The organism is Verrucomicrobiota bacterium JB022 (genome assembly GCA_030673845.1).
Taxonomy (GTDB): domain Bacteria; phylum Verrucomicrobiota; class Verrucomicrobiia; order Opitutales; family Oceanipulchritudinaceae; genus WOUP01.
Genome location: JAUTCQ010000019.1, coordinates 61803 through 87223 on the forward strand (window position 1 = coordinate 61803; position 25421 = coordinate 87223).

Genomic DNA, 25421 nt, shown 5'->3' on the forward strand with positions numbered 1-25421 from the left:
GGCAGGGCGTTTAACGGTCGCCGTCCCAGATCAGGACTTCGACGGGCGTCGGGTTGTAGGCGTTGCAGGGGTTGTTGAGCTGCGGGCAGTTGGAGATGAGCACGTAGACATCGCGCTCGGCCCGTAGCTCCACGTAGCGGCCCGGAGCCGAGATACCATCGGCGAAGGTCAACCGACCATCGGGCGTCACCGGCACGTTCATGAAGAAGTTGATATTGCAGGTGATGTCGCGCTTATCGAGGTGGTGCTCGCAGCATTCCTGCACCCCGCGGATAAAGCTGTCGCGGCAGGCGTGCATGTGCTCCTTATCAAGGGCGTAGCGCATGGTATTGCTCTCGCGCGAGCAGGCGCCGCCCAGCGTATCGTGCCGACCGCAGGTGTCGGCCACAATGGTCATCAGGGCATGGCCGAGATTCGAGTAGAGCACGCTGCCGGTGGTCAGATAGAGCTTGCCCTGCCGCTGGATCGTGTCGCTGGCGCTGTAGCGGTCGTCCGGGTGATGCGCATCGTAGATCAGGGTGTCGGCGGCCTGATTGCCTTCGAGGTCGTGGATGCGGAAAATCTGGCCCTGACGCACGACGTGCATCCAGCGATCACCCGCAAGAATGGTGTGACGATAAACGGCCTGGGCCGGTTCGTAAGTGCTTTCGGTCAACATGGCGGTCGTGGGTGTGGGCTAGAAGCGCAGGCGGTTGTAGACCTCGGTGTTCTGGAAGGCGCGACCGTTTTCGGGGCGCGAGAGGCGGCAGGGGTCGTCTTCGACCACCGGGGCGTTGCGGAAGACTTCGAGCTGCACGGGCTTGGGGGCATACTGCGGGTTGGGATCGAGCGGATGCTGACAGGTGTTGAACACCACGAGCACGTCCAGCTCGCAACGCAGGTCGATGGCGGCCCCGGCTTTGGCGTGGGTAGGATCAAAGCTGAGCGCCCCTTCTTCGTCTGAGATCACTTTGCTGAAGAGGTTCAGATTGGGCACGAGGTCCTTTTCGCTGAGGCCCCACTTGGCCAGCTCGATCAGGAAGCACTCGCGCCCATTGCGGTGAAAGTCGTTGCGGGCCTCCTCATAGGTCTTCTCGCCATACTTCTGGCGGACCAGCTTAGCGTCGGAGCAGCCGCAGACGGTGTCGTGCCAGCCGGAGGAGTCGCCCGTGATCGAGCACAACAGGCGGCCCATGTCGGAGTGGAGGCAATAAGGCGCGGTGAGGTAAAAGATGTGCTGCCCCTTCAGCGTATCGGGCATGTTGTAGCGCTCGTGCCGCTCCAGCGCATTGTAGAGCAGGAGGCCGACATTGGCGCCGCCTTCGAGGTCGGTCAGACGCAGGGTCTTGCCGCGCCCGATCACTTTGGACCACATGCCGCCACCGCGGATCGTCTCCCGGTGTAGCAGGTCTCCTTCAGGAATGGGGGGAAGTTGAGTCATGGTATGATTATTTTTTAAATTCGTAATACGATTGAGGCCAAAAAAGCGAGCCTATTCTACTTCGTCGCCCGCTGCAGTCAGCTTGGTGATGGGCAGGGTCGGAGTCTGCCCGGCGTATTGGGTCGGGTGGATCAGGTGCTCCAGCCGGTTCTTGGTCGCCAGGAAAGTCGGGCTGATAAACTGCTCGACATCGCGCGGACGCGGCACCGGCACCTCGATGAACTCCTGGATCTCGCCCGGATTGGCCTTGAGCACGAGGATGCGGTCGGAGAGGTAGATCGCCTCTTCCAGATCGTGCGTGACGAACAGGATCGTGACGTCGACGTTCTTCCAGATCTGAAGCAGGTAGGCCTGCATCTGGCAGCGCGTCTGGGCATCGAGAGCGCCGAAAGGCTCGTCCATAAAGAGGATTTGCGGCTGGTTCGCGAGCGCCCGGGCGATCGCCACGCGCTGCTTCATGCCACCGGAGAGCTGGCTCGGGTAGGCGTTGGCAAAGCGCGAGAGGCCGACGAGGTTGATCCAGTCCATCGCCTCGCTTTCGATGCTTGGCCCGGAGCGACCGCTGACTTCGAGGCCAAACATCACGTTCTTTTTCACCGTAAGCCACGGGAAGAGCGTGTAGCCCTGGAAGACCATGCCTCGTTCGCGACTCGGACCGGTCACGGCCTTGCCTTCGAGCAGGACTTCGCCGCCGGAGATCGTCTCCAGCCCGGCGAGGATGCGGATGAGGGTGGATTTGCCGCAGCCCGAGGGGCCGATGATCGAAATGAATTCGCGCCGGTGGACGTTGAAGCTGATGTCTTGCAGCACGCTGCGTTCACCCTCGGCGGAGTGGTAGCGCTTGTGCAGGCCGCGCACCTCCAGCTTGACCGGTCGCTGCTTGAGCGCGGCAAAACGGGCGGCCACTTCCGGGCTTTGTTCGCGGTAGTCGGGAAGGTCGAGATGGTCGCTCATGCTTCGGAAGAGGTGCGGGGTGAAACGTAGACGTCGCGGTCGAGCAGCCAGCTGAAGAAGCGCACGATGGGGCCGCGCTTGCGGGTAATCGCGTCGGGCGTCCAAGGGAAGAGAACCGGGCGCAGGGCGGAAAGAATCTGGTCGGTAAAGAAGCCGGTCAGGCCGATCAGGATGATGATCGGGAAGACGCTGTCGAAGTTGCGCCAGCGGCCCTGGGTTTCGATCACCTCCGTGAGTCCACTTTTGACCCCGATGAGCTCGGCGATGACGAGCCACGTCCAGGCCCAGCCGAGCAGGATGCGCAAGTCGTTGTAGAGGTCGGGTGTGATGCCGGGTAGGATGACCCTGCGCAGCAAGTCCCAGCGTTTGGCCCCGAGGGTTTGCGCGGCCTCCAGGAGCGAGTAGTCGAGCTGGCGCGTGGTGTTGGCGACCACGAGCACGAGCTGGAAGAAGGTACCGACAAAAACGAGCGCGATCTTGGGCGCATCGTGGGCCATAAAGATCGCCACCAGCAGCGTGCTGAAAGCAGGGGCCGGCATGTAGCGGAAGAAGTCGATAAACGGCTCGAACAAGCGGGCGCAAAAGTCGAAGGTGCCGCTGAGAATGCCAATCGGCACGCCCACCAGTGCCGCCAGCAGAAAGCCGGAGAAGACGATGTAGAGCGAGTGCTTGTAGCGTTCCGGCAGCGAAGGGCGACCCTCCTCCGGTTCTGCCGTCCAGTCCTTCCAACCCGCGATCAGCACTTGATGCGGTTCCGGGAGGTATACGGGATTGCTGAGCCGGCCTTGCGGGATGAGCTTCAAAAGCGGGTCGGAGGGCATGCGGTGCTCGGCATCCTGCGCCCAGTAGGCCTGAAGCGTTTGCCAGTTTTGCCGCACAATCTCGCGGTTTTCTGGCGTGAGAGCCGGGGAATCGGTCACCAGACGCCCATCGGCGATGCCCTGCCAGATGCCTGCCACGGCTTCGTCGTCAGTTAACTGCTCTTCCGTCAGCCAACCGTGGTCGACCGCCAAGGGCGCGAGCGCGCGCAGGATCTTGACGTTGTTGCGCCGGGCGGCAAAGCCACTGCGTGCCCCACCCTCGCCGCTCTGTGCGCTGGCGTTTTCGGCGCGGACGGCATTGGCGTATTCGTCAAAATACTCACGGCTGACATGATCTCCCGCGGTGTAGACGGTCGTGACGCCCTCGCGGTCGGCTGCAATCGTAAGGCGCACATCCGGGTGCCAGATGAAAGGCAGATAGCTGACGAAGCACCACAGAGCCAGCGGCAGCACAAACGAGCAAATTGTGAGCAATAGACGCCGCTGGCCGTTCAACGGCTTGCGGATGGCGAGCCACGAGACGGTATCGAGATTTTTTCGGGAAGCGGATTTCACCGGTCGGTAGGTTGGGAAGCAAGGGGCCGCAGCGCGCGATCAAGCTGCGGCCCGGGCGTAGTCGCTACTGCTTGAGCTCTTTCGTAAGGCTCGGGTCGAGATACTTGGAAACATCCTGGCTTTGCTCGTAGACGCCCACCGTGCGATTGAAGGCGTCGACGACCTTCGTCGAGCCATAGACGGAGCCGAGGCCAGAGGCGTCCTTCCATCGCTCCAGCGATTCCTCGTAGGAGAGGATGTAGGTGCCTTCGAAGAAGGGCTCGTATTCCTGCGGCTTCACCGAAACGCGACTGGCGAGGATTTCGAGCGCTTCGTCGAAGTTCTGCTCGTCCTTGAGGTAGTCCACGATGCGGTACCACACCTTGGCGACCTTCACCCAGTCCGCGCGGCGCGACTCCAGGCTCTCGGGCGAAACGTAGAGCAGGTCGTAAATGATGCCCGGGGCATCGGCCGAGGTGAAGACGGGCGTCGAGCCGGCTACCGTCTTCAGCGCCTGGCCCGAGTTGGGCTGCCACGCGGCAACGGCGTCCACCGCGCCCGAGGCGAGCACTTGCGGCGTCTCGTTGGTGGGCGTGTTGACGATCGTCACGTCGGAGGGGTTCAGGCCGTGCTTCTTCAGCGCGGTGAGGAAAAGCAAGTGCTCCACGAAGCCTTCTTCCAGGCCGATCTTCTTGCCCTTGAGGTCTTTGACGGACTTGATGCCGGGGGCGGCCACGATCATGTCGTTGCCATTGGAAAAGTCGTTCAGGATAATCCCCACGGAGGGCTTGCCGGTCGCGCCCGTTACGAGAGCGTCGCCATTGGTCATGCAAACGGCGTCCACCTGGCCCGCCACATAGGCGTCCATCGAGGCCACGTAGTCGAACCAGAGGAACTGGACATCGACGCCCTCTTCCTGGAACCAGCCCTTCTTGATGCCAATTTCCCAGGCGACCCAGCCCGGCCAATCACTATAGGCGATTTTCAGCGCGTCCTTGGCGGAAAGCAGCGTGCAGAGAAACAGAGCGGCGCAGGCCAGGCCGGCTCGGCGGAACCATCGGGAAATGGAGGAAGTGGTATTCATCTCAGGACGGGGGAGGTTGGTATGAAGCGCCCAAACGTTTTGAACTGGACCAAATCTGCCCAACTGTGCATTTTTGCACAATCGAGCTGATGGGTGGCTGTTCAAAATATTACGTTTTGGACGTTTTTTAATACTTGCAGGACCTATGCCACCCCCTGCCCTTGCTCCGAGATTGCATAACATTGTGCACCGGATGTCGCTTTCCAAGCAGCCGCGCACAGTAGACTTGCGAACGCAAAAGCGCATGTCTGGGACTTGCCAGTTTGCGCGTTTTGCGCGACTCTACGGAAGAGATGTCCCAAGAATCCCTTGCCCAGAACGTCAGCCGCATCAGCATATCGCTGCCCAATTCCCTCCTGCAGTCACTCGACGAAATGATGGAGCGCCGCGGGTTCCATAACCGCTCGCAAGCTATCGCCGACATGATTCAGACGGGGTTGTTGAGCTATTACCAGGACGACCCCTCGGAGGTGATGGCGGGCATGATCACACTCGTCTACGACGAAGCCCGTCGCGGCCTGATGCAAAAGCTGGTCAAGATCCAGCGCGAGCACGTGGACGAGGTCATCAGCTCACAACATGTGCTGCTGGAGAACGCGCACGTGATGGAAGTCTGGACCGTCCAGGGCCCGATTTACCGCCTGCAGGAGATTGTGGACGAATTGGTCGGGACGCGCGGCGTCAGCTCGGTTAACTTGACGGTTACTTCCAAGCTGCTGCCGCCCATCCACGCGCGCCGCCAGCAGGGCTAAGCCCCGAGCAGCGACCAGACACCGAAAGCGGCTACGATGCAGCCAAAGACGGCTTGAGCCAAGGGCTGGCGAGCCAGCACACGCCCGACGCCATGCCCGGCGGCCACGATTGCCACGCTGCTGAGCACAAAGCCGAGCAGCGCCACTGTGCCGTGCAACTCGATACCATGGGCCATCGCATGGACGCCGGCCACGACTGCCGCGATTGCCGAAGCAGCGGCCAGATTGCCTGCACGTTGCCAGAGCAGCGGCACCGCCACGAGCGCGAGGCTGGCGCTCAAGGCATACTCCAGACCGCTGAAACCGCCTACGAGGCGCCCCACCAGCAGGCCCACCGCCAGCGAAGCCGCGATCACCCCGCCATAGGTTGCGGCCTGTGCTCCCCGGAAACGGGCCGAGACGAGGCCAAGCGCGAGCAGCCCGAGCAGGTGGTCGAGCCCCATTACGGGGTGCATGAAACCGGCTTCGAAGCCGTGCAGACCGTGGGAGTGGCCGGGGTGAGCGTAGGCGATCACGGGCAGCGTGAGGGCTGCCACGGCAAGGCTGGAACGAGAGAGCGTATTACGGAGGGTCATGGTGGTGTCAGGGAAGTGGTTAAGCGAGCAGGCGCCGGAGGGATGGCTCCGGCCGTTCGGCGGTTTCATAAGCAAAAGAGCGCAGGCGCTGCAGCAGGCGAGGCAACTCTCGGAGGTTACGACTGAGGACGCGCACCGCAAGCCCTCCCGCGGGTAGCGCCGTGGCCCCAAGCAGGCATTCGGGCGGCAGATCCCAGGCGTGCAGAGCTTCCGCACATTTCGAGACATCGCGGCGGGTGACCAATACGACGGTGCACTGCACGGCGGGTGTCAGCGCGCGCTGCCATGCGGCCCGTGCCCGGCTGCCCCGGTCGAAGCGACCACGTTCGCGCAGGGCCAGGGACTCGTCCAGTTGCACATCGAGCTGCGTATGGTAGCGCCCGAAGCGGAAGGCCTCCCCTCGTCGCAGTCGCCCCGGCCAGACCACGTCCAGCACGAGCGCTTCGCCGCCGTCGCGGCAATCGAGTTGCGTATGTTGTTGAAAATTCGCTTCGGCCTGTAGCACGGTCGCCTCCGGCCAGTATTCCAACCACGAATCCGCGCCGCATACGTCGAAACGGTTAATCGCTTCCGCCTGGTCGTGCGCATGCATCGGGTGGATGCGCATTGCCGCCTGCGACGTCAGCGTCATGGCGGCACCCTCGCGCACCTTCACGTCTAGCGTCAGGCTATCGCCGCCAAAGAGGCCGGTCGAAGGGCAATTGACCTGCAGCAAAAGGTGTCCGCCCTGCCAGCTCGGTTTGCTGACGTGCGCAGGGGCGGCGTGTCGACAACGCTGCAGCCGGGCCACGCCTTCGTGCGGCGCGACTTCGGCCCAGAGGCCGCCCTGCAGCGTCCGGCCTCGCGAGGGAGGCTCAGGCGTCACACGGACTGGTGGAGCGGAAAGAAGCATTGTTCCTCAAGCCACGCCAGAACCTCTGGCAGGCCCTTCTGACTCTTCAGGTCGCAAAAGATAAACGGGCGCTGGCCGCGCTGGGCCTTGGCGTCGCGGTCCATCACGCCAAGATCGGCACCCACATAGGGCGCGAGTTCGATCTTGTTGATGATGAGCAGGTCGGAGAAGCGGATGGCCGGCCCGCCCTTGCGCGGGATCTTGTCGCCCTCGGCCACGTCGATCACGTAAATGAAGGCGTCGACCAACTCCGGTGAGAAGGTGGCCGAGAGGTTGTCTCCACCGCTTTCCACGAGGATTACCTGCAGCTGGGGGAAGCGTTGGCAGAGGTCGGCAATTGCCGCGTCGTTCATGCTCGTGTCGTCGCGTACGGCCGTGTGCGGGCAGCCGCCCGTCTCGACCCCGACCACGCGGTCGGCCGGCAGCGCCTCCTGACGCACGAGAAATTCGGCGTCTTCCTTGGTGTAAATGTCGTTCGTGACCACCGCCACGTCATACTTTTCGCGTAGGGCCTGGCAGAGGCGCAGCAGCAACATCGTCTTGCCGGAGCCGACGGGGCCGCCGACGCCGATGCGGACGGGGCGCGGTTGGGATGCTTCGGGGTTCGCTTGAATCATACGATCAGGAAATGAAGAGTCGGGAAAAGGCGGTGGCGTGGCGGCAAGAGGCGAGGTCGAGCGTGGGCACGGTCACTCCGGCGTCGTCGCGGTCGATCTGGCACGAAGTCTCGACCACCTGCGGCAGCTCTTGCAAGAGCGGGGTGAGCAGCTTTTGACAGCCTTCCTGCCCGATGCGGATCAGCTTCATCGAGGCCTGGAGCACGGTGGTGAGGGTCTGATAGGCGTGCGCCGTCAGGGCTGCCGACAGCGGCATACCCCCAACCTGCGCCTGCAGGCCGTTGACGATTACCTGATGCCCGGGCGTCTGTTGGCTCTGGACCTGCGCCTGCAGGCTTTGCAGCCGTTTGTCGTCGTAGATACGCGCTAAAATGGCCAGACGACGCTGCCCAAGCTGGCGACTGGCTTGCCGCGCTTCGGCGGGCAGCACCGAGGCGTCGTAAAGGGCATCCAGCGCCAGGAATTCGTCTACGTCTTGCGCCTCGTAGGCGAAACGGAGAAATGGCAGCTCGAGCCCTTCCAGCGCGGCCAGCACCTCGTCTTGGAGAAAGGTTTCGAGCGTCGCCACGTCGTGCACCAAACCCAGCTCGACCGCGCCTTCGAGCCCATAGCTGTGCGCATAGCCGCCCGTCGGGAAAGTCGGGTCGGTCGTCTGCAGCAGGAAGGGCAGCCAGTCGAGCGGGTCGCGCGTTGGCTGACGCGGGAACCGGTCTTCAACCATGTCCGTGCGGGTGGTGATGATGATGGTGGCCGTGCTCCTCGTGCTCGTGATCGTGGTGATGATGGTGCCCCATCCCGGTGATCGGTGGCGCGTAACGGCGCTCGTCGCGACGGAACTCGATGCCCTCGCGCTCGATCAGCTGCATGATCGCAAGGTCATCCTCTACGACCATGCCATCGGGGGCGAATTCGGCCAGAAAGTGCAGGTTGCCGATCATCCAGCCGATGCGACCGGCCTCTTCGGGCGAGCAATACGGGATCACCACTACCGTTTCCGGTGCCTGCTCGATGCGGTAGCCTTTGTCGCCTGCGACGTGGATGCAGTCGCCGTGCGAGAGCGGTTGCGTGAGGTCGAAGCCGAAGTCGGTGCCGTCGGCGGCCTTTGCGCGCCAGCGACGGCGGGCGAGGTCGCGACGGTCGGCCACGAGATCAGTCCATTGGGTAACCCCGCTAGCGGCGGAGGCGGGAAGTGCTGCTTTTACCAGATTCATGCCGCCAGCCTAGAAGAGGAAGTAGCGTTGCGCCATCGGTAAAACCGTTGCGGGCTCACAAGTCAGCAGCTCGCCATCGGCCCGCACCTCGTAGGTCTCCGGGTCGACCGAGATATCCGGCAGGTAGTCGTTGAGCACCATGTCTTTTTTCGACAGCTCGCGACAGCTTTTGACCGCCACACAACGTTTGCGCAGGCCCAGCTGCTCCGGCACCTTGGCGTCGAGCGCGGCCTGGCTGACAAACGTGACGCTGGTGGCCGTGCGCGCGCCGCCAAAGGAGCCGAACATCGGGCGGTAGAAGGTCGGCTGCGGCGTCGGGATCGAGGCGTTCGGGTCGCCCATGTTGGCGAGCGCGATCATGCCGCCCTTCAGCACCAGCTCAGGCTTTACGCCGAAGAACGCGGGTTTGAAGAGCACCAGGTCGGCCAGCTTGCCGACTTCGACCGAACCCACCTCGTGCGCAAAGCCGCAGGCAATGGCCGGGTTGATCGTGTATTTGGCGAGGTAGCGCAGCACGCGAAAGTTATCGGCAGCAGGGTGTGCCTCATCCGTCATCGGGCCAAACTGGCGCTTCATCTTGTCCGCCGTTTGCCAAGTACGGATGACGACTTCCCCCACCCGTCCCATGGCCTGGCTGTCGCTCGACATGATCGAGATGGCGCCCCGGTCGTGCAGGATGTCCTCGGCGGCAATCGTCTGCGGGCGGATGCGGCTTTCGGCAAAGGCCACATCTTCCGGGATGCTCGAATCGAGGTGGTGACAGACCATGAGCATGTCGAGGTGCTCGTCGATCGTATTGACGGTAAAGGGGCGCGTAGGATTGGTCGACGACGGCAACACGTTGGGCGCGCCGCAGACCTTGAGGATGTCCGGCGCGTGCCCACCGCCTGCACCTTCGCTGTGGAAGGTATGGATTACGCGGCCCTTGAAAGCTTCCAGCGTCGTTTCGACAAAGCCGCTCTCGTTGAGCGTGTCGGTATGGATGGCGACCTGCACGTCCATCTCGTCCGCGACAGAGAGGCAGGTGTCGATGGCCACCGGTGTGGTGCCCCAGTCTTCGTGCAGCTTCAGGCCCATCGCGCCAGCCACGATTTGCTCGCGCAAGGCGTTACCGTTAGAGCTGTTGCCCTTGCCCATGAACCCGAGATTCATCGGGAAGGCGTCTGCCGCCTGCAGCATGCGGTGGATGTTCCAAGCGCCGGGCGTGCAGGTGGTGGCGTTGGTGCCCGTGGCGGGGCCCGTGCCGCCGCCCATCATGGTGGTGACGCCGCTGGCAAGGGCTTCGTCAATTTGCTGCGGACAGATATAGTGGATGTGCGAGTCGATGCCGCCCGCCGTGACGATGCTGCCTTCTGCAGCGATGACTTCGGTGGACGCCCCCACGATCATGCCCGGCGTGATGCCGTCCTGAATCAGGGGGTTGCCCGCGTGCCCGATGGCGGCGATACGGCCATCCTTGATCCCGATGTCGCACTTCACGATGCCGTGGATCGGATCGAGCAGCAAGGCGTTGGTCAGCACGAGGTCAAGGCAGTCGTGCGCGAGGTGCGTCGGCGACTGGCCCATGCCGTCGCGGATGACCTTGCCGCCGCCGAACTTGACTTCGTTGCCGTAGCCGCCGTTTTCCGCGATCAGGTCGCGCTCGACTTCGACAAAAAGCTCCGTATCGGCCAGGCGCACGCGGTCGCCCACGGTCGGGCCGAACATTTCGGCATACTGTTGACGTGAAAGGTGTAAAGGCATCGGGGCTCTCAGGCTTGGGGTTTCGGGAGGGGCGGCAGCTTGCCGTTGATGCGGCCATTGAGCCCGTGGACTTCGCGGCGACCGGCCAGTGCGACCAGTTCCACCTCGCGCTCATCGCCCGGCTCGAAACGGACGGCGGTGCCCGCAGGGATGTTGAGGCGGTAGCCGGTGGCGGCTTCGCGGTCGAATTCGAGGCTCGTATTGACCTCCGCAAAGTGGAAGTGGCTGCCGACCTGGATCGGGCGGTCGCCCACATTGGTCACGACAACCTGGATCGTGGGCAGGCCAACGTTGGCTTCGAGCGGCGGAGCGCCGGCGGGGGTAATGATTTCTCCGGGTTTCATGCGATCGGGTAGTGCACAGTGACGAGTTTGGTGCCGTCGGGGAAGGTGCCTTCGACTTGCACTTCGGAGAGCATTTCGGGCACGCCTTCCATCACGTCGTCGCGCTTCAGGATGGTGCGGCCGTAGTCCATCAACTCGGAGATGCTCTTGCCGTCGCGGATGCCCTCCAACAGCTCGTAAGTGAGGATAGCGGCGGCTTCGGGGTAGTTGAGCTTCAGGCCTCGCTGCTGGCGGCGGCGGGCCAGGTCGGCCGCGACTACGATCAGCAGCTTTTCTCTTTCGCGCGGGGTAAGGTGCATTAGACGGTCAAATGTTGTTCGATGTGCTCCTGGCTGAGGTCGCTCATGGCGCCACTGGCCACGACGCTGCCCCGGGTCATGATCGAAAAACGATCGCCGACCGCCTGGGCAAAGTCGAGGCTCTGTTCGACCAGCAGGATGCCCATCTTCCCCTCCTTGCGCAACAGCTTTAGGGTGTCTTCGATCAAGTCGATAATGTTCGGCTGAATACCCTCCGTCGGCTCGTCGAGGATGAGCAGCTTCGGGTCGGTAAGCAGGGCGCGGGCGATGGCGAGCTGCTGCTGCTGGCCGCCGGAAAGCACTCCACCCTTGCGGTGCAGCATTTCCTTGAGCACCGGGAAGAGTGTCAGCACACGGTCCATCTGCTCCTTGGCCTTGCGCCCGTAAACGACGACCGATACCTGCAGGTTTTCGCGAACGGTGAGGCTGGAAAAGATGTCGCGCCCTTGGGGCACAAAGCCGATGCCGAGGCGCGCGCGCTTTTCCGGCGGCAGGCCCTTCAGGTTTTTGCCTTGCAGGCTGATCTCGCCTTCATCGGTGTCGATCAGCCCCATGATGGACTTGAGGGTCGTCGTTTTGCCGACGCCGTTGCGGCCCATCAGGCAGAGGATCTCGCCCCGGTTAACCTGAAGGTCTACGCTGCGCAGGATCCGTGAGTGGTCGTAGCTGGCGCAAAGGCCCTTGACCGTAAGGACGGTTTCGCGCGGAGCGGTGTCGGTGGTAACGGCGGGTTCGGGAAGTATCGTGGCAGTCATGGCAGGCTTAGTTGGCGACGGGTTCGGGGCGACCGGCTTTGCGGCCCAAATAGACTTCGATCACTTTTGGGTCGCTCTGCACCTTGTCGACCGGCCCTTCGCAGAGCACGGAGCCTTGGTGCAGCACGGTGACCTTGCGGGCGATCTGGCGCACAAAATCCATGTCGTGCTCGATCACGATGATGCTGTGCTTGCCCTCCAGTGAGAGCAGCAGCTCGCCGGTGCGCTCAGTCTCTTCGTCGGTCATGCCGGCGGCAGGTTCGTCGACGAGGAGCAGCTTCGGGTCTTGCGCGAGCAGCATGCCGATCTCCAGCCACTGCTTTTGGCCGTGGGAAAGACTGCCCGCCAGCTCGTGCTTGCGATCTTCGAGGCGGATCGTCTTGAGCACCTCATGGATGCGCTCGCTGTCTTCCTTGCTCTCGCGGTAAAAGAGTGCTTCGAACACGCCGTGGGCGCGCGGCAGGGAGAGCAGCAGGTTGTCGTAGACGCTCTGCTCGCGGTAGACGCTGGGCGACTGGAACTTGCGGGCGATGCCGAGCCGGTTGATCTTGTGTTCGGGCAGTCGCGTAAGGTTGTAGCGGTGATCAGGCCCGAACTCGATCGTCCCCGAATCAGGCACCGTGCGACCCGTGATCATGTCGAGCAGAGTACTTTTGCCTGCACCGTTGGGGCCGATGATCGTCCGCAGCTCGCCCTTGTCGAGATAGAGGTTTAGGTCGCGGATCACCTGAAAGCCGTCGAAGGCCTTGTTCAGGTTTTCAATTGTCAGGATCCACTCGCGCGGGCGTTGAGGCTCGGGTCGCGGCTGGGAAGGGTGCAAATTTTTCATCAGGTGGAGCTTTTGGCGGTTTCGACTTCAGCGACCGGTTCGGCTGCCTTTACGGGCTCGGCTGGCATCTCGCGACGCGAGGCCATCTTCTTGCGCCAGTGCTTGAACTGCGAGGGGATGCCCGCGATACCGGCCGGCATGAAGAGCACGACGAAGAGGAACAGCGCGCCCAGCATGATCAGCCAGTAGTTCGGGAACTGCACCGTCGCCCAGCTCTTGATCGCGTTGACCAGAATCGCGCCGATGACGGGGCCCCAGAGGCGTCCGCGACCTCCCACAGCCACCCAGACGACTGCTTCGAGCGATTTGGCGGGCATCATCTCGTTCGGGTTGATGATGCCGACCTGCGGCACGTAGAGCGCGCCGCCCACCCCGCCGATCACGGCGGCAGCGGTAAAGATCAGCATCTTGTAGTTCAGCGTGTCGTAGCCGGAAAAACGCACGCGGTTTTCGCTGTCGCGGATCGCCTGCTGGATCTTGCCGAACTTCGTGCGCGTGAGCCACCAGTTGAAGAATAGACACGCCGCCAGGTAGAGTGCGCTGGCGATGAACAGCCCGCGCTGGGTGCCTGAGGTGTAGAGGCTCAGGCCGAACATCTCCTTGAAGTCCGTAAAGCCGTTGTTACCGCCGAAGGTGAATTCGTTGCGGAAGAAGAGCAGTGCGGCGGCGTAAGTCAGTGTCTGCGTGATGATGGAGAAGTAGACGCCCTTGATGCGCGCCCGGAAGGCCAGGAAGCCGAAGATCAGCGCCACAATCGCGGGCACGAGGATCACGGCCAGGACGGCAAAGCCAGCGTTTTCAAAGGGCTTCCAGTGCCACGGCAGCTCCTGCATCCCCATGAAGTCCATGAAGTCCGGCAGGCGCGTGTGGTAATTGGGGTCTTCGCCGATCATGAGCATGAGATACATGCCGAAGGCGTAGCCCCCGAGGGCGAAAAAGAGGGCCTGGCCGAGGCTGAGCAGGCCCGTATAACCCCAAAGCAGGTTCACGCTCACCGCCAGCGTGGCGTAGCAGAGATACTTGCCCCAGGTGTTGAGCTGGAAGTCGGCGACGACACCGGCTGAGTTGAGCAGCGGCAGCGCGACGGCACCGATCAGCACGAAGATGCCGATGGCCCAGAGGTTCTTGTCTCGAGTGATGGGTTGTGAAAGTGACATGGCGGCAAAGCTTTAATCGAGAGCACGGGAGCGGGCCGGGAAAAGGCCGCCTGGCTTCCATTGCAGGAAGAGGATGATGGCGAAGAGGACACAAATCTTGCCCATGACAGGCCCGAGGAAGGGCTGCAGCGTGTTGTCGACCACGCCGATGCCGAGCGCGGTGTAGAGCGTGCCGAGCAGGTTCCCCACCCCGCCGGCCACGACGACCATGAAGCTGTCGACGATGTACGTCTGCCCCAGGCCGGAGCCGACACTGCCAATCTGCGAAAGGAACGCGCCGGCGAGGCCTGCCAGGCCCGAACCGAAGGCAAAGGTGGCCATGCGAGTGCGCGAGGTGCTGATGCCCATGCTGGCGGCCATCTGCGGGTTTTGCATCACCGCGCGGATGCACAGACCGAGGGGCGTCTTTGTGAGCAGGAGCCAGGTGCCGACCAGGATCAGGATGGCAAAGAGGATAATGAATAGGCGGTTGTAGCCGAAGCTGATGTCGAAGAACGTCATGTTGCCCAAGAGCCAGGTGGGGCTTTCGACGTTCTTGTTTTGTGCGCCGAAGATCAGCTTGAACGACTGCTGGAGGATCCAGGACACGCCCCAGGTCGCCAGCAGGCTTTCCAGCGGGCGCTTGTAGAGAAACTGGATGACGCCCCGCTCCAGCAGCAGGCCAGCAAAGGCGCTCACCACAAAAGCGGTCGGAATAGCGGCGAGGAAATACCACTCCTTACCCGTCGGGCCGAAGACAGCGATGATGCCGATCTGGACGAAATAGACGGTGTAAGCGCCGAGCGCGATCATCTCCCCGTGGGCCATGTTGATGACGCCCATCAGGCCGAAGGTGATGGCGAGGCCGAGGGCGACGACGAGCAAGACGGCACCGGCGGAAAGGCCGCGGAAGGCGGTGCCAAAAAAGTCGACCCACTTGAGGTAGCCTTCGATGCTGGCAATGGCTTTGTTGAGCACCGCGATATCGTCCGCGCTCCAGTCGGAGCCTTCGGCGGTGGCTTCTCGTTGCAGCGCGCGGATACGGTCAAGCGCCGGGATAGAATTCAGCTCATCGAGTCGCTGAACCGCCTGCAGCTTGATCTCGCGTTCGGCCAGGGCGAGTTGCGAGAGCGCAATGCCCTCGTCTAGCGCTTCCTGTACCGCGCCGTTTTCCTCGACCGCGCGGCGCTCTTCGAGGGCCTTGAGGTAGTCGCTCTCACCTTTGAGACCAAGCGCGATGGCGGCTGATGCGCGCTCATGGGCCTGCGGTGAGCCGAGGGCGATCACATCGACCACTTGCAGCAGGTTGCGGCGCAGGCGGCGCGAAGGGAACATGGGCTCAAGGCTGCTTTTCTCCACCACGATCGCATCGCCTTCGGCGTTTTCGATGAAGTCGCCGGTCGCGGCACTGCGCAGATAGGTTTTTCCGGTAGGTTCCTGCTCGGCCGTCGTTTCAAGCGTCACGTAGACGGGCTGCGTGTCGGGCTCACCCTGATAGGCGTAGACACCACCGGCGCGCCATGCTTCCAGCAGCGGGCGGACTTCGGTGGCACCGCGCGCGGCCAGCTCTTGCAGGATTTCGTTGGCGCGGTCGGGCTCAGCCGTCAGCGCTTCCATGAAGAGCGTGCGGGAGGGCACGGCCTCCTCTTCGTCTTGCGCCGTGAGGAGGGAAGGCAGGCAAAAGAGCAGCGGCAAGAGCAGGAGGCGACAGATATGCGAGAGAGTGGGAGGATGCATGGCGATCGTCGAAAAAAGGGGAAAGGCGGACGGCGGGTTAACGCCGTCCGCCCAGTAAATGCGCCGGGAGCGGCAACTATTGGAACGTGCCCTTGAGGAAGGGCTCGCCGACCACATCTTCGTAGGATTCGATCACGCGGAACTGGCCGTTGGGCAGCGTTTCGCCGATGTAGACGTCCTTCGTGAGGTGGTGATTCTTCTGGGTGGTGACTTCACCGCCCGGGCCGTCGAAGGAGATGCCCTTCTCGAGCTCGGCTACGACCTTCTCCACGTCGAACGTGCCAGCCTTTTCCACGGCGGCCTTCCAGAGGTAGACACCGTTGTAGGAAAGCACCATCGGGGAGCAGGTCACGCGGTTGTCGCGCTCCAGGCCTTCGACCTTGGCGGTCTTGAGCCACTTTTGGAAGTTGGCGACGAACTTCTTGTTCTCCGGCGTGTCGAGGCTCATGAAATAGGTCCAGGAGCCGAGGTGACCCGCGAGATCGGCTGCCGGGAGGGAGCGGAACTCGTCTTCGGAGAGGGAGAACGAAACCACGGGGCAGTCGTCGGCGGTGAGGCCGGAGGCGGCGAATTCCTTGAAGAACGCCACATTGGAATCGCCGTTGATCGTGTTGATCACGCAGGCGTCACCCGAGGCGGCAAACTTCTTAATGTCGGCCACGATCTGCTGGTAGTCGGTGTGACCGAACGGCGTGTAGGTGCCGGCCGAGATCACGTTACCGCTGCCGTCGCGACGGAGGCCGCCACCGATGTTTTCCACTTCCACGCCCTTGCTGCGCAGGTATTCGAGCAGCACGAGGTTGGTGGTTTGCGGGTAAACGTAGTCGGTGCCGATCAGGTAGAACTTCTTGCGCCCTTCTTCGAGGAGGAAGTCGACCGCCGGAATTGCCTGCTGGTTCACCGCTTCGGCCGTATAGAAGATGTTGGGCGACATTTCTTCGCCCTCATACTGCACGGGGTAGAAGAGCAGCCCCTTTTCCTGCTCGAAGACGGGCAGGACGGACTTGCGGCTGACGGAGGTCCAGCATCCGAAGACCACCGCGACATCGTCTTGCACCAGCAGCTGCTTGGCCTTTTCGGCAAAGAGCGGCCAGTCCGAAGCCCCATCGACGACGACGGGCTCGATCTTCTTCCCGAGCACGCCGCCTTGAGCGTTGATTTCGTCGAATGCGAACAGCAACACGTCGCGGAGGGACGTTTCGCTGATCGCCATCGTGCCGCTAAGCGAATGCAGCACGCCAACCTTGACTGTTTCCTGGGCCTGGGCGAGTGAGGTCAAGCCCAGGAGGGACGCGCCCAGCGCCAGCGCTGAGCGGCCCATGCGAGAGAGATGAGAAAACTTGATCATAGAGTGAGGGGTTCCGTTGAGTAGAGTTGAATTACCAGCTGAGGCCGACCCCGAGGCTGGCCGTGACGAACCCTTCTTCCGGGTTGCCCGGGATCACGTCGTCCGGTGTGTAGTAGTAGTTCACCCCGCCATGGAGGTCCCAGGAGCCGGCAGCTTCGCCAAAGGGAAGCGCATAGCTGAAGCCGATGCCGGCCATATAGTAGCCGATGCCGGAGTCGCCCTCGATGGTGGTGGCGGGGTCGGTCGAATCGTCGGTGGCGGTGTAATAGCCTTCATCGAGCACCCAACCCACGGCGACCGGGAAGCTCAGCGAGAACGATTCGTTGATCTCGAGGTCGTAGCCGACGCTGAAGTCGAGGATCGTGCCGGTGATCTGGTCGCCATTGCCCTCGAAACGGTGGTGCATCTTCACCGTGGGCGAGAGGTTGAAGCCGATCATGTCGGTCGTATCGAGACTAACGGCGAAGTCGAAGATTTCTTCCACATCCCCGCCGTAGATCCACTGTTGCACAGCCGCGTCGAGGGTGACGATGCCGAAGGTAGCGTAGCCACCCACCCAGACGTCGAGTTCTTGCAGGGTGCCGCCGATGTCGCTGGGGGCCTTATTGTTAACGTCCATCCAAGCGCCGGTGTAGACACCAAAACCGTTGCCGAAGTCTAGGGTCACGCCCACGGACGGGTTGAAGGTCGGCTCGTCGAGGTCGTCCCCGGTGCCCCACACGTCGGCACCATAGGAGATGAAGTGAGTATTGTAATCGAACGACAGCGAGCCGGAAACGGTGGCTTGCGCCGAGACAGAAGCAGGCAGTGCAGCCGCGCCGAGAAGCAAAAGGGCGCCGCACGTACGAGTGAAGTAGGGTCGAATCATGGGTTTGGGTCTGATTAAGGTAAGCTTGAGCACTTACGCCTACCCTTTGAGCACCGCATATGCCACCGGTGGCATTCCTAATGGCATCAGTGACAAATGTGTGAAAATTCTCACTCAATTTCCTACTGTAGAGCTAACGCTAATGATTCTTAACTGCATTAATTTCAATATGATATAAGAATCAGTTCATGCGGTATTTTCATACGAATCCCAACGCTTATGATCATATTAAGCAGCGCTATGAACGATTTTTACAAGAGGATCGTATGAAGATATGGTCGATTTTTATCACACTCTCAGTTTTAGAAGATAAAAACATAACGTCCTGAGGAGCCCTCTTTGAGAAGAAAGATACAAAAAGGGTGGCACGCATCCGCGCCACCCTTTGAAAGGCAGGTAATGTGGTGCAGCCTTTAGCGCACGTTGCTCGTGCTGACGTTCAGCATACCCTGATGCACCCTTTCGGAACAGTGTTTCTACCGCCGAGCGCGGCCACCGGCAACGGATCGTGCTTCGGCGGCCGGCGTGTCTTCGAGCGGCTCCACCGTCACGGCGACGCGGATCAGTTGCGGGCCGCCGCCAAGAATGGTGCCGCGCAAGAGCGACACGTCTGCATAATCACGCCCCCGGGCGACCACGATATGGTCTTCCTTCACCGCTACGTTGTTGGTCGGGTCGACATCCACCCAGCCCAGTTGCGGCACATAGATCGACACCCAGGCGTGTGAGGCGTCGGCCCCTACCAGGCGCTCCTTGCCCGGCGGCGGGATGGTGCGAATGTAGCCGCTGACGTAGGCCGCCGGCAAGCCGCAGGCCCGCAGGCAGGCGATCATGAAGTGCGCGAAGTCCTGACACACGCCCTTGCGCGCTTTGATGAAATCGCTGATCGGCGAGTAGGCGTTGGTGACGCCCGGCATGAACTTGAAGGTGCGGAAGATCTTTTGCGCCAAAGCCAGCGTAGCCTCCAGCACCGGGCGGTCGTCCGCCAGCGTGCTCTGGGCAAAGTCCCGCGCATCCTTTAACAGCGGGATGCGGGGAGATTCGTAGGTAAAGTCGGCCGCCGCGAGTGCATCAGCGCTGCTGGGGGCCCGCATCTCCGCCCGGACTTCTCCGCAAGTCGGGGTCAGCTTCGACATCACGGGCGTGCGGCGCTGGACCGAAACAAGGCTGACGGCCTCCACCTCCAACCGCGGGTGCGGCTCGAACACGCTGAAGAACCGGACCGGATTCTGGAAATAATCCAGACGCCGGATGAGGTCGCGCGGCTCCGGGCTCACGCGGAAGTCGAAGCGATGGAGCACCTGCCCCCACCCTTGCAGCGGCTCGACTCGCGCCACCTGGTGCGACGAGGTCACAGCGCCGCCGTATTCATAGGTGGTCGTATGGCGTATGCGATAAAGGGCCATGCGTTAATCGAGCCGTGAGGACAGGTCGTTACCGTCCGCGTGAGCAAAATAGTGCTGCGCCAGACCGTCCGCAAGGTCGAGCAGCTGTTCACTGAGCGTCCTCAGCATGCGGTGGAGACGCGGGATTCCGGTCAGGCGGGCCGGTTGCAAGAGTTCGCGCACGTTGGCGAGGTCCAGCTCGGCCGCGACGCGGCGGGCCAGCCGTCGGCGCTCGGTCTGCGGCTCTTCGGTTTCGAGGACCGGCAAGTGCTCAAGGTGCTGCGTGACCGCTTGGGCCTGAAACGCCACCGAACGCGGGTTGCTTGGGTCGAGCAGGATCAAGTCGACCACGGCCTCCGGCTGGAGATTCGTGAGGTAGCGGCTGGCGTAGGTGTAGCGGCTGTCGGCCGCCACGAGCAGGTTGGCCAAGAGCGGTTCGGAATACGGCCCGGGCTTGGAAAAGACCTGCTGCAGCAGCTCGATCACATTTTGCGAACGCTCCAGGCGGCGTCCCATTTCAAGGAAGTGCCAGTCGAGCGCGCGCGTCATGTTTTCGGAAATGGTCCCCGCCAGGCCGGCGAGAACCATCAGGATGTCGTTCAGCCGCTCGGCCGGGTCGAGGCGAGAGCTGGCACTGCTGGAGCGCCGCGGAGCCGCAAAACGCTCTAGCTGGGAAATCAGGGCGGTGGCATCGAGCGATAGCCGCTCGCGGATGGCAAAGGACGCGCGCCCGAGGCTCAGCAAGCAAGAACTGAGGTTGCCCGGCGCCTGCTGGCTCCAGACGAGGTCCGTCACGCGACGCTCCAGCTCCAGCCAGTCGATTTCCGGCTCATCCAGCTCATCGCTCAAGACGGTGCGGACGAAGGGCAACAAGGCCGTGTTGGCGGTTTGCCCGGTACTCTCGCGCAGTTCGTTGAAGATCAAGCGCAAGAGGCGCGCCAGAAAGTCACCCCGCTCCAGATAGCGGCCCAGCCAGAAAAGGTTGTCCGCATCGCGACTGGTCAGCTCGGCAGTCGAGCGGCGGATACGCACGGGGCCGGTGTGCGGCAGAGGGTGGTCGCGCGTCGGCAGCTCCGGATGCGAGAGCACCCAGGTGTCTTTGCTGGTGCCACCTTCCGCGATAGCCAGGCTGTGGTGGTCGGACACGCCGGTGAGCCGACTCAGCCCCCCGGGCATCATCTCGTAGCCATGCTCCGTCGCGACCAGGAAGACCCGCATGAGGAAGTGGCGCGGCACCGTTTCTCCCAGCGGGTTCAAGGCCGGCACCGTCGCCCGCGCTACCATTTCCTGCGCGCAGAAGTCGCCCGGCTTGGCCAGTATCTGGCGGCGCAGCTTGTCCAACGCGACTACGTCGAGGTTGCCTCCATATTGGGCCTCGCCGACCTTTCGACGAATCACCGGCTTGATGACGAGCTGGTCGAGGTGTTCCATCACATAGGCCAGCGACGGCTCATCGCCGCACCACCAAGTGCGCGCGGACGGCAGACTCAGGCTTTCGCCCAGCAGGTGCGTACAGAGCTGGGGCAGGAACGCCGCCAATGCCGGAGATTCCGCAATGCCGCTGCCCAGGCTGTTGGCGATTGCCACGTTGCCCGCGCGAGCAGCTTGGACCAGCCCCGGCACCCCCAGCAGGCTTTCCGAATCCAGCTCCAGAGGGTCGGCCAAGGGTGACTGCACGGAGCGGATGATCACGTCGACCTGCTTGAGGCCGCCCACCGTCTTGAGAAACACCTTTTGGTCGCGGGTGGTGAGGTCGGCACCCTCCACCAGCGGATAGCCGAGATTGCGAGCAAAGAAGGCGTGTTCGAAATAGGCTTCGTGCCCCGGCCCCGGAGAAAGCAGCACGATCATCGGGTGCTCGGTGCGCCGTTGCACGAGCAGCTCGAACGATTCGAGCATGCTCTGGAAAAACGGGCGCAGGCGCAACGGGTCGACCGCACGGAAAATGTCCGACAAAGCGCGTTGGGTCACAAACCGGTTTTCCAGTGCGTAGCCAATGCCCGAGGGCGTATCGAGGCGGTCCGAAAGCACCCACCAGCGCCCGTCGGGCGAGCGCGCGAGGTCGGCGGCATACAGGTGCACGAAGGTCCCGCCCGGCGGACGAAAGCCGTGGAGCGGCCGCAGAAAGTGGGGATTGCCCAGAATCAGCGAAGGCGGCAAGACGCGGTCTTTGAGCAAGTGCTGCTCTCCATACACATCTTCCAGGATGCGGTTGAGAAGCGTCACGCGCTGCCGCAGGCCATGGTCAAGTTCCCGCCACTCCTGATAACTCAGAATCATCGGTAGCGGATCCATTACCCATGGGCGGGCGGCGCCGTCGTCGCTGTAACCGCTGTAAGTGACCCCGTTTTCCTGCACGATGCGGCGCACCTGGTCGGCGCGCTGGCGAAATCCTTCGACTCCGAGCGCTTCGACCTCCGCCGCCGCTATTTTCCAGTTGGCGCGGACATCGCCCTTCGCATCCAGCAATTCATCGTAGTGGCCGGAGGGTTTGTGGTAGCTGCCAAAAACGGAACTGAGCCCGGCTGGCGGAGCCATGATGCCGGAATCACGATTAGGAGGGGTCATAGAGGATATATCGGATCTTCTAGGTCCGAAATTACAGACGGCAAACCCAAACCGCGCCATCGTATCGGACGCGGTTCAGGGCAAGCATGTCGGCGGATCTAGCGGTTGCGGCGGAGGTCGAGCGTCAACGGGAAGTCGGGGTTGATCTCGTCTTCCGGCAGGCGGTTGAGTTGACCCGGCGTATGGCCGATCGGCTCGAAGCGTGCGCGGCGGCGCCCTTCGGCCTCATAGCTGTTGATCGGGAAGTGATCGTAGTTACGCCCGCCCGGGTGACCGACGTGGTAGGTGCAGCCAGCCATCGACCGTTGGGACCAGGTGTCGATGATGTCGAAGACCAGCGGAGTGTCGACCGGCTGAGTGGGGTGCAGGCCAGACGGCGGCTGCCAGGCACGGTAGCGGACGCCAGCCACGAATTCGCCCTCGACCTTGGTCGGCACCAGCGGGCATTTGCGACCGTTGCAGGCCACGATGTAGCGGTCGGCATTGAAGTGGGTCACGCGCACCTGCAGGCGTTCGACCGACGAATCGACGAAGCGCACGGTGCCGCCCGCAAAGCCTTCTTCGCCCATCACGTGCCACGGCTCCAGGGCCTGGCGCAGCTCGAGCTCGGTTTCGCCAAAGGTGATGTGGCCGTAGCCGGGGAAGCGGAACTCACGGTGCGACTGGAACCACAGTTGCTCGAACGGCAGGCCCGCGCGGCCCAGATCGGTAAGGACTTCCTTGAAGTCTTCCCACACAAAGTGCGGCAGCATCCAGCGGTCATGCAGCTGCGTGCCCCAGCGCGAGAGACGCTGCGGGTTGTAGGGGCGCTCCCAGAACCACGCGACCAGCGCGCGCAATAAAAGCTGCTGTGCCAGGCTCATACGGGCATGAGGCGGCATCTCGAAGCTGCGCAGCTCCAGCAAACCTAGGCGACCGCTCGAACGGTCGGGGTTGTAGAGCTTGTCGATGCAGAATTCGGCTCGGTGGGTATTGCCCGTAACGTCGATCAGCAGGTTGCGGAAGATACGGTCGACCAGCCACGACGGCGGGGCTTCGCCGATCTTGTCGACTTCGCGGAAAGCAAGCTCCAGCTCGTAGAGCGAGTCGTTGCGGGCCTCGTCTACGCGCGGGCTCTGGCTCGTCGGCCCCACGAAGAGCCCCGAGAACATGTAGGAAAGCGATGGGTGCTGGTGCCAATAAGCCAGCATGCTGCGGAGCAGATCCGGGCGGCGCAGGAACGGGCTTTCCAGGGGCGTAGCGGCCCCAAGCACGATGTGATTGCCCCCGCCGGTGCCGCAGTGGCGGCCGTCGAGCATGAACTTCTCCGTGCCCAAGCGCGATTCGCGGGCTAGCTGGTACAGCGTTTCGGTGCGCGAGACCAGTTCGCTCCACGACTGCGACGGGTGGATGTTGACTTCGATTACCCCCGGGTCGGGCGTGATGCTGAAGGATTCGAGGCGCGGGTCGGGCGGCGGGCGCTCGCCTTCGATAAAGACGGGCATTTCCAGCCGGGCTGCTGTCGCTTCTACCGCCGAGAGCAGCTCCAGATAGGCGTCGGTGCTCGAAACGGGCGGGAAGAAGACAAAGAGCTGGCCGTTGCGGGCTTCGATGCACAGGGCTGTGCGGACGGCCTCCGAGGCCTCCTGCTGCGGCATGGCAGTTCGCTTGGAGCGCACGCGGCCACGACCACCGGCCTCCGGTTGGGCCAGCGTGTCTTCCGGTCCGCCGATGCTGGAGCCGGGTTGGCTCCGGGGGCCGAATTCGCCAGTCGATTCGCCGCGTCGCGACGACTGGAGCAGCGCCCGCGCACGCTCTTCGAACTGCCGCAGAAAGGCTTGGTGCGGCGGCAGCGGAGCAACTGGCGAAGTGGGGTCGGGATGGATGATGTAAGGGTAATTGGCCGCACTGACCCACGGCAGTCCATCGATCGGCAGGCGCAGGCCGATGGGCGAATCGCCGGGCAGCAGGTAGATGTTTTGCTGGCGCGAGCACCAAGGGCCGGTGCGCCAACGCAGGCCGCTGGCCCGAGCCTGCCACATCTGTTGCAGCGGCAGGATATAGCCGCGCGGGTTGTCGAGCCCGGATTCGAAGACGCGGCCCAGGCGAGCGCGCTCTTCGGGGTCGGATAATTTCGACTCCAGCGGGTCGACGTTGACCGGCAGCTTCTGCTCTTTCCAGAGGTAATACCAGATGTCTTCGTAGGCCGCTTCTACATACTCGGCCGTGATGCCCATCGTGGCGCACAGCTCACGGGAAAAACGCTCCGCATCGGCGGCCTTGAAGCCGTAGTCCTGGTCGATGGACGCGAGCCAGCGCGGGTCGCCCCAGATGGATTCGCCGTCGCGGCGCCAGTAGCAGGTGAGTGCCCAGCGCGGCAGGGATTCGCCCGGATACCATTTACCTTGGCCGTAGTGGGTAAAGCCGCCTTTGCCGTAGGTCGCCCGCATCTTGCGCAGCAGCACCTCGCTCAGGCGACGCTTGCCCGGCCCTACTGCGGCCACGTTCCATTCCGGGCCGTCTGGATCGTCGATTGAGACGAAGGTGGGCTCGCCTCCCATCGTCAGGCGGACGTCGCCCGCCTGCAGCCGCCGGTCGACCTCGTTGCCCAAAGCGTTGAGGCGTTGCCAGGCGGCATCGTCGTAAGGGTATGTGACCCGCGGGGCTTCGCGCACCCGCTTGACCTCCATCGCAAAGTCAAACTCGGTCTTGTTGGGCTCCACGCCGCCGGTGATGGGGGCTGCGCCGATGGGATGTGGTGAGCAGGCCAGCGGGATGTGGCCTTCGCCGGCGAGCAAGCCGCTGGTCGGGTCGAGCCCCACCCAACCGGCGCCGGGCAGGAACACTTCCGCCCAGGCGTGCAAGTCGGTAAAATCGTTCTCCGTTCCAGACGGGCCGTCGATACTCTTGATATCGGGTGTGAGCTGGATCAGGTAACCGCTGGCGAAGCGGGCGGCCAAGCCGAGGCGGCGCAGGACGTGCACGAGCAGCCATGCACTGTCGCGACAGGAGCCGGTACGTTTTTGCAGCGTTTCCTCCGGTGTCTGGACCCCCGGCTCCATCCGGACGATGTAACCGATGTCTTGCTGGATCCGCTGGTTTAAATCGACCAGAAAGTGGACCGTCTGTTTCTCAATGCCCACGAACTGTTTAAAATATTCCTCGAACAGCGGGCCCTCCGATTCGCTGGTATCCATGAAGGGCTCGAGATCGCGCAAGGCGTTGCTCTTGTAGGCGAAGGGAAACTGCTCGGCGTAGTCTTCCAGGAAGAAATCGAAGGGGTTGACCACCGTCATCTCGGCCACCACGTCGACCTCCACCTTGAACTCGGTGATTTTCTCGGGGTAGACGATCCGGGCCAGGTAGTTGCCGTGCGGGTCTTGCTGCCAGTTGATGAAGTAGCCCTCCGGCGACGCCTTCAGCGAGTAGCTGACGATCGGCGTGCGGCAGTGAGGTGCCGGGCGCAGGCGGATGACCTGCGGGTAAAGCGTCACCGGGCGTTCATACTTGTAATGGGTGCAGTGGTACAGACTGGCGTGAATGGCCATGGATACTTCGGGAAATAACGGG

At 62.7% G+C, this 25421-nt stretch carries 23 protein-coding genes; 1 reads left to right on the forward strand and 22 read right to left on the reverse strand.

What is annotated here, in order from left to right; translation table 11 throughout:
• Positions 1 to 10: 10 nt before the first annotated feature.
• The 5 genes from Q7P63_15310 to Q7P63_15330 all read right to left on the reverse strand — a co-directional run bounded on the left by Q7P63_15310 (position 11) and on the right by Q7P63_15330 (position 4813).
• The gene (locus Q7P63_15310) at positions 11 to 658 is read right to left on the reverse strand and encodes an urea carboxylase-associated family protein (protein MDP0501460.1); all 648 of its coding nucleotides are present in this window, start codon (positions 656 to 658) and stop codon (positions 11 to 13) included.
• Positions 659 to 676: 18 nt separating this feature from the next.
• Positions 677 to 1420, reverse strand: a complete 744-nt coding sequence (locus tag Q7P63_15315) for an urea carboxylase-associated family protein (protein ID MDP0501461.1) — start codon at positions 1418 to 1420, stop codon at positions 677 to 679.
• A 51-nt stretch (positions 1421 to 1471) separates the two neighbouring features.
• Positions 1472 to 2374, reverse strand: coding sequence for an ABC transporter ATP-binding protein (locus Q7P63_15320; GenBank protein MDP0501462.1), 903 nt, complete (start codon positions 2372 to 2374; stop codon positions 1472 to 1474).
• Positions 2371 to 3750: an ABC transporter permease gene (locus Q7P63_15325; protein ID MDP0501463.1), complete on the reverse strand. Its 1380-nt coding sequence runs from the start codon at positions 3748 to 3750 to the stop codon at positions 2371 to 2373. Before Q7P63_15325 ends, Q7P63_15320 begins: the two co-directional genes overlap by 4 nt.
• 64 nt (positions 3751 to 3814) lie before the next feature.
• A complete protein-coding gene (locus Q7P63_15330) occupies positions 3815 to 4813 on the reverse strand; it encodes an ABC transporter substrate-binding protein (protein ID MDP0501464.1) in 999 nt (332 codons plus the stop codon).
• A gap of 293 nt (positions 4814 to 5106) precedes the next feature.
• Between Q7P63_15330 and nikR the strand changes: the two genes are divergently transcribed.
• Positions 5107 to 5565 (forward strand): nickel-responsive transcriptional regulator NikR, encoded by a 459-nt coding sequence (gene nikR / locus Q7P63_15335; GenBank protein MDP0501465.1) that lies wholly within the window; start codon positions 5107 to 5109, stop codon positions 5563 to 5565.
• On the opposite strand, the gene Q7P63_15340 is transcribed toward nikR, so the two are convergent.
• The 17 genes from Q7P63_15340 to Q7P63_15420 form a co-directional block, all read right to left on the reverse strand.
• Positions 5562 to 6140: a HupE/UreJ family protein gene (locus tag Q7P63_15340; protein MDP0501466.1), complete on the reverse strand. Its 579-nt coding sequence runs from the start codon at positions 6138 to 6140 to the stop codon at positions 5562 to 5564. The two genes, nikR and Q7P63_15340, sit on opposite strands and share 4 nt — an antisense overlap.
• A 19-nt stretch (positions 6141 to 6159) precedes the next feature.
• On the reverse strand, positions 6160 to 7005 hold the full coding sequence (locus Q7P63_15345) for an urease accessory protein UreD (GenBank protein ID MDP0501467.1): 846 nt from the start codon (positions 7003 to 7005) through the stop codon (positions 6160 to 6162).
• Positions 7002 to 7649 carry an urease accessory protein UreG gene (gene ureG / locus Q7P63_15350; protein MDP0501468.1) on the reverse strand — a complete coding sequence of 216 codons (648 nt, stop codon included), beginning with the start codon at positions 7647 to 7649 and terminating at the stop codon, positions 7002 to 7004. The genes Q7P63_15345 and ureG overlap by 4 nt, the downstream gene beginning before the upstream one ends.
• A 4-nt stretch (positions 7650 to 7653) precedes the next feature.
• Positions 7654 to 8370, reverse strand: a complete 717-nt coding sequence (locus Q7P63_15355) for an urease accessory UreF family protein (protein ID MDP0501469.1) — start codon at positions 8368 to 8370, stop codon at positions 7654 to 7656.
• Positions 8363 to 8860, reverse strand: a complete 498-nt coding sequence (locus Q7P63_15360) for a hypothetical protein (GenBank protein ID MDP0501470.1) — start codon at positions 8858 to 8860, stop codon at positions 8363 to 8365. The genes Q7P63_15355 and Q7P63_15360 overlap by 8 nt, the downstream gene beginning before the upstream one ends.
• Positions 8861 to 8869: 9 nt before the next feature.
• The gene (gene ureC / locus Q7P63_15365; GenBank protein MDP0501471.1) at positions 8870 to 10603 is read right to left on the reverse strand and encodes an urease subunit alpha; all 1734 of its coding nucleotides are present in this window, start codon (positions 10601 to 10603) and stop codon (positions 8870 to 8872) included.
• 8 nt (positions 10604 to 10611) lie between these two features.
• Positions 10612 to 10947, reverse strand: coding sequence for an urease subunit beta (locus Q7P63_15370; GenBank protein MDP0501472.1), 336 nt, complete (start codon positions 10945 to 10947; stop codon positions 10612 to 10614).
• On the reverse strand, positions 10944 to 11246 hold the full coding sequence (locus Q7P63_15375) for an urease subunit gamma (protein ID MDP0501473.1): 303 nt from the start codon (positions 11244 to 11246) through the stop codon (positions 10944 to 10946). Before Q7P63_15375 ends, Q7P63_15370 begins: the two co-directional genes overlap by 4 nt.
• Positions 11246 to 12001 carry an urea ABC transporter ATP-binding subunit UrtE gene (gene urtE / locus Q7P63_15380; protein ID MDP0501474.1) on the reverse strand — a complete coding sequence of 252 codons (756 nt, stop codon included), beginning with the start codon at positions 11999 to 12001 and terminating at the stop codon, positions 11246 to 11248. The genes Q7P63_15375 and urtE overlap by 1 nt, the downstream gene beginning before the upstream one ends.
• 7 nt (positions 12002 to 12008) lie before the next feature.
• Complete coding sequence (gene urtD / locus Q7P63_15385; protein ID MDP0501475.1) at positions 12009 to 12830, reverse strand: urea ABC transporter ATP-binding protein UrtD; 822 nt, start codon at positions 12828 to 12830, stop codon at positions 12009 to 12011.
• Entirely contained in the window at positions 12830 to 13987 is a 1158-nt protein-coding gene (urtC, locus tag Q7P63_15390; protein ID MDP0501476.1) for an urea ABC transporter permease subunit UrtC, read from the reverse strand. Before urtC ends, urtD begins: the two co-directional genes overlap by 1 nt.
• Positions 13988 to 13999: 12 nt before the next feature.
• Positions 14000 to 15703 (reverse strand): urea ABC transporter permease subunit UrtB, encoded by a 1704-nt coding sequence (urtB, locus tag Q7P63_15395; GenBank protein MDP0501477.1) that lies wholly within the window; start codon positions 15701 to 15703, stop codon positions 14000 to 14002.
• Positions 15704 to 15779: 76 nt separating this feature from the next.
• Positions 15780 to 17024, reverse strand: a complete 1245-nt coding sequence (gene urtA / locus Q7P63_15400) for an urea ABC transporter substrate-binding protein (protein ID MDP0501478.1) — start codon at positions 17022 to 17024, stop codon at positions 15780 to 15782.
• Between the two features lie 58 nt (positions 17025 to 17082).
• The gene (locus Q7P63_15405; GenBank protein ID MDP0501479.1) at positions 17083 to 17919 is read right to left on the reverse strand and encodes a hypothetical protein; all 837 of its coding nucleotides are present in this window, start codon (positions 17917 to 17919) and stop codon (positions 17083 to 17085) included.
• A gap of 476 nt (positions 17920 to 18395) precedes the next feature.
• Entirely contained in the window at positions 18396 to 19325 is a 930-nt protein-coding gene (locus tag Q7P63_15410) for a transglutaminase family protein (protein ID MDP0501480.1), read from the reverse strand.
• Positions 19326 to 19328: 3 nt separating this feature from the next.
• Positions 19329 to 21872 (reverse strand): circularly permuted type 2 ATP-grasp protein, encoded by a 2544-nt coding sequence (locus Q7P63_15415; protein ID MDP0501481.1) that lies wholly within the window; start codon positions 21870 to 21872, stop codon positions 19329 to 19331.
• A gap of 98 nt (positions 21873 to 21970) precedes the next feature.
• On the reverse strand, positions 21971 to 25399 hold the full coding sequence (locus tag Q7P63_15420) for a transglutaminase family protein (GenBank protein ID MDP0501482.1): 3429 nt from the start codon (positions 25397 to 25399) through the stop codon (positions 21971 to 21973).
• Between the last annotated feature and the right edge of the window lie 22 nt (positions 25400 to 25421).

Bases quoted from the DNA above. Each gene is read 5' to 3' on its own strand.
- urtE (MDP0501474.1), bottom strand. From the start codon at position 12,001: ATGACTGCCACGATACTTCCCGAACCCGCCGTTACCACCGACACCGCT.
- Q7P63_15375 (MDP0501473.1), bottom strand. From the start codon at position 11,246: ATGCACCTTACCCCGCGCGAAAGAGAAAAGCTGCTGATCGTAGTCGCG.
- Q7P63_15315 (MDP0501461.1), bottom strand. From the start codon at position 1,420: ATGACTCAACTTCCCCCCATTCCTGAAGGAGACCTGCTACACCGGGAG.
- Q7P63_15330 (MDP0501464.1), bottom strand. From the start codon at position 4,813: ATGAATACCACTTCCTCCATTTCCCGATGGTTCCGCCGAGCCGGCCTG.
- nikR (MDP0501465.1), top strand. From the start codon at position 5,107: ATGTCCCAAGAATCCCTTGCCCAGAACGTCAGCCGCATCAGCATATCG.
- urtC (MDP0501476.1), bottom strand. From the start codon at position 13,987: ATGTCACTTTCACAACCCATCACTCGAGACAAGAACCTCTGGGCCATC.
- ureC (MDP0501471.1), bottom strand. From the start codon at position 10,603: ATGCCTTTACACCTTTCACGTCAACAGTATGCCGAAATGTTCGGCCCG.
- Q7P63_15360 (MDP0501470.1), bottom strand. From the start codon at position 8,860: ATGAATCTGGTAAAAGCAGCACTTCCCGCCTCCGCCGCTAGCGGGGTT.
- urtD (MDP0501475.1), bottom strand. From the start codon at position 12,830: ATGAAAAATTTGCACCCTTCCCAGCCGCGACCCGAGCCTCAACGCCCG.
- Q7P63_15355 (MDP0501469.1), bottom strand. From the start codon at position 8,370: ATGGTTGAAGACCGGTTCCCGCGTCAGCCAACGCGCGACCCGCTCGAC.
- Q7P63_15370 (MDP0501472.1), bottom strand. From the start codon at position 10,947: ATGAAACCCGGAGAAATCATTACCCCCGCCGGCGCTCCGCCGCTCGAA.
- Q7P63_15415 (MDP0501481.1), bottom strand. From the start codon at position 21,872: ATGACCCCTCCTAATCGTGATTCCGGCATCATGGCTCCGCCAGCCGGG.
- Q7P63_15420 (MDP0501482.1), bottom strand. From the start codon at position 25,399: ATGGCCATTCACGCCAGTCTGTACCACTGCACCCATTACAAGTATGAA.
- Q7P63_15340 (MDP0501466.1), bottom strand. From the start codon at position 6,140: ATGACCCTCCGTAATACGCTCTCTCGTTCCAGCCTTGCCGTGGCAGCC.
- Q7P63_15405 (MDP0501479.1), bottom strand. From the start codon at position 17,919: ATGATTCGACCCTACTTCACTCGTACGTGCGGCGCCCTTTTGCTTCTC.
- urtA (MDP0501478.1), bottom strand. From the start codon at position 17,024: ATGGGCCGCTCAGCGCTGGCGCTGGGCGCGTCCCTCCTGGGCTTGACC.
- ureG (MDP0501468.1), bottom strand. From the start codon at position 7,649: ATGATTCAAGCGAACCCCGAAGCATCCCAACCGCGCCCCGTCCGCATC.
- Q7P63_15410 (MDP0501480.1), bottom strand. From the start codon at position 19,325: ATGGCCCTTTATCGCATACGCCATACGACCACCTATGAATACGGCGGC.
- Q7P63_15310 (MDP0501460.1), bottom strand. From the start codon at position 658: ATGTTGACCGAAAGCACTTACGAACCGGCCCAGGCCGTTTATCGTCAC.
- Q7P63_15320 (MDP0501462.1), bottom strand. From the start codon at position 2,374: ATGAGCGACCATCTCGACCTTCCCGACTACCGCGAACAAAGCCCGGAA.
- urtB (MDP0501477.1), bottom strand. From the start codon at position 15,703: ATGCATCCTCCCACTCTCTCGCATATCTGTCGCCTCCTGCTCTTGCCG.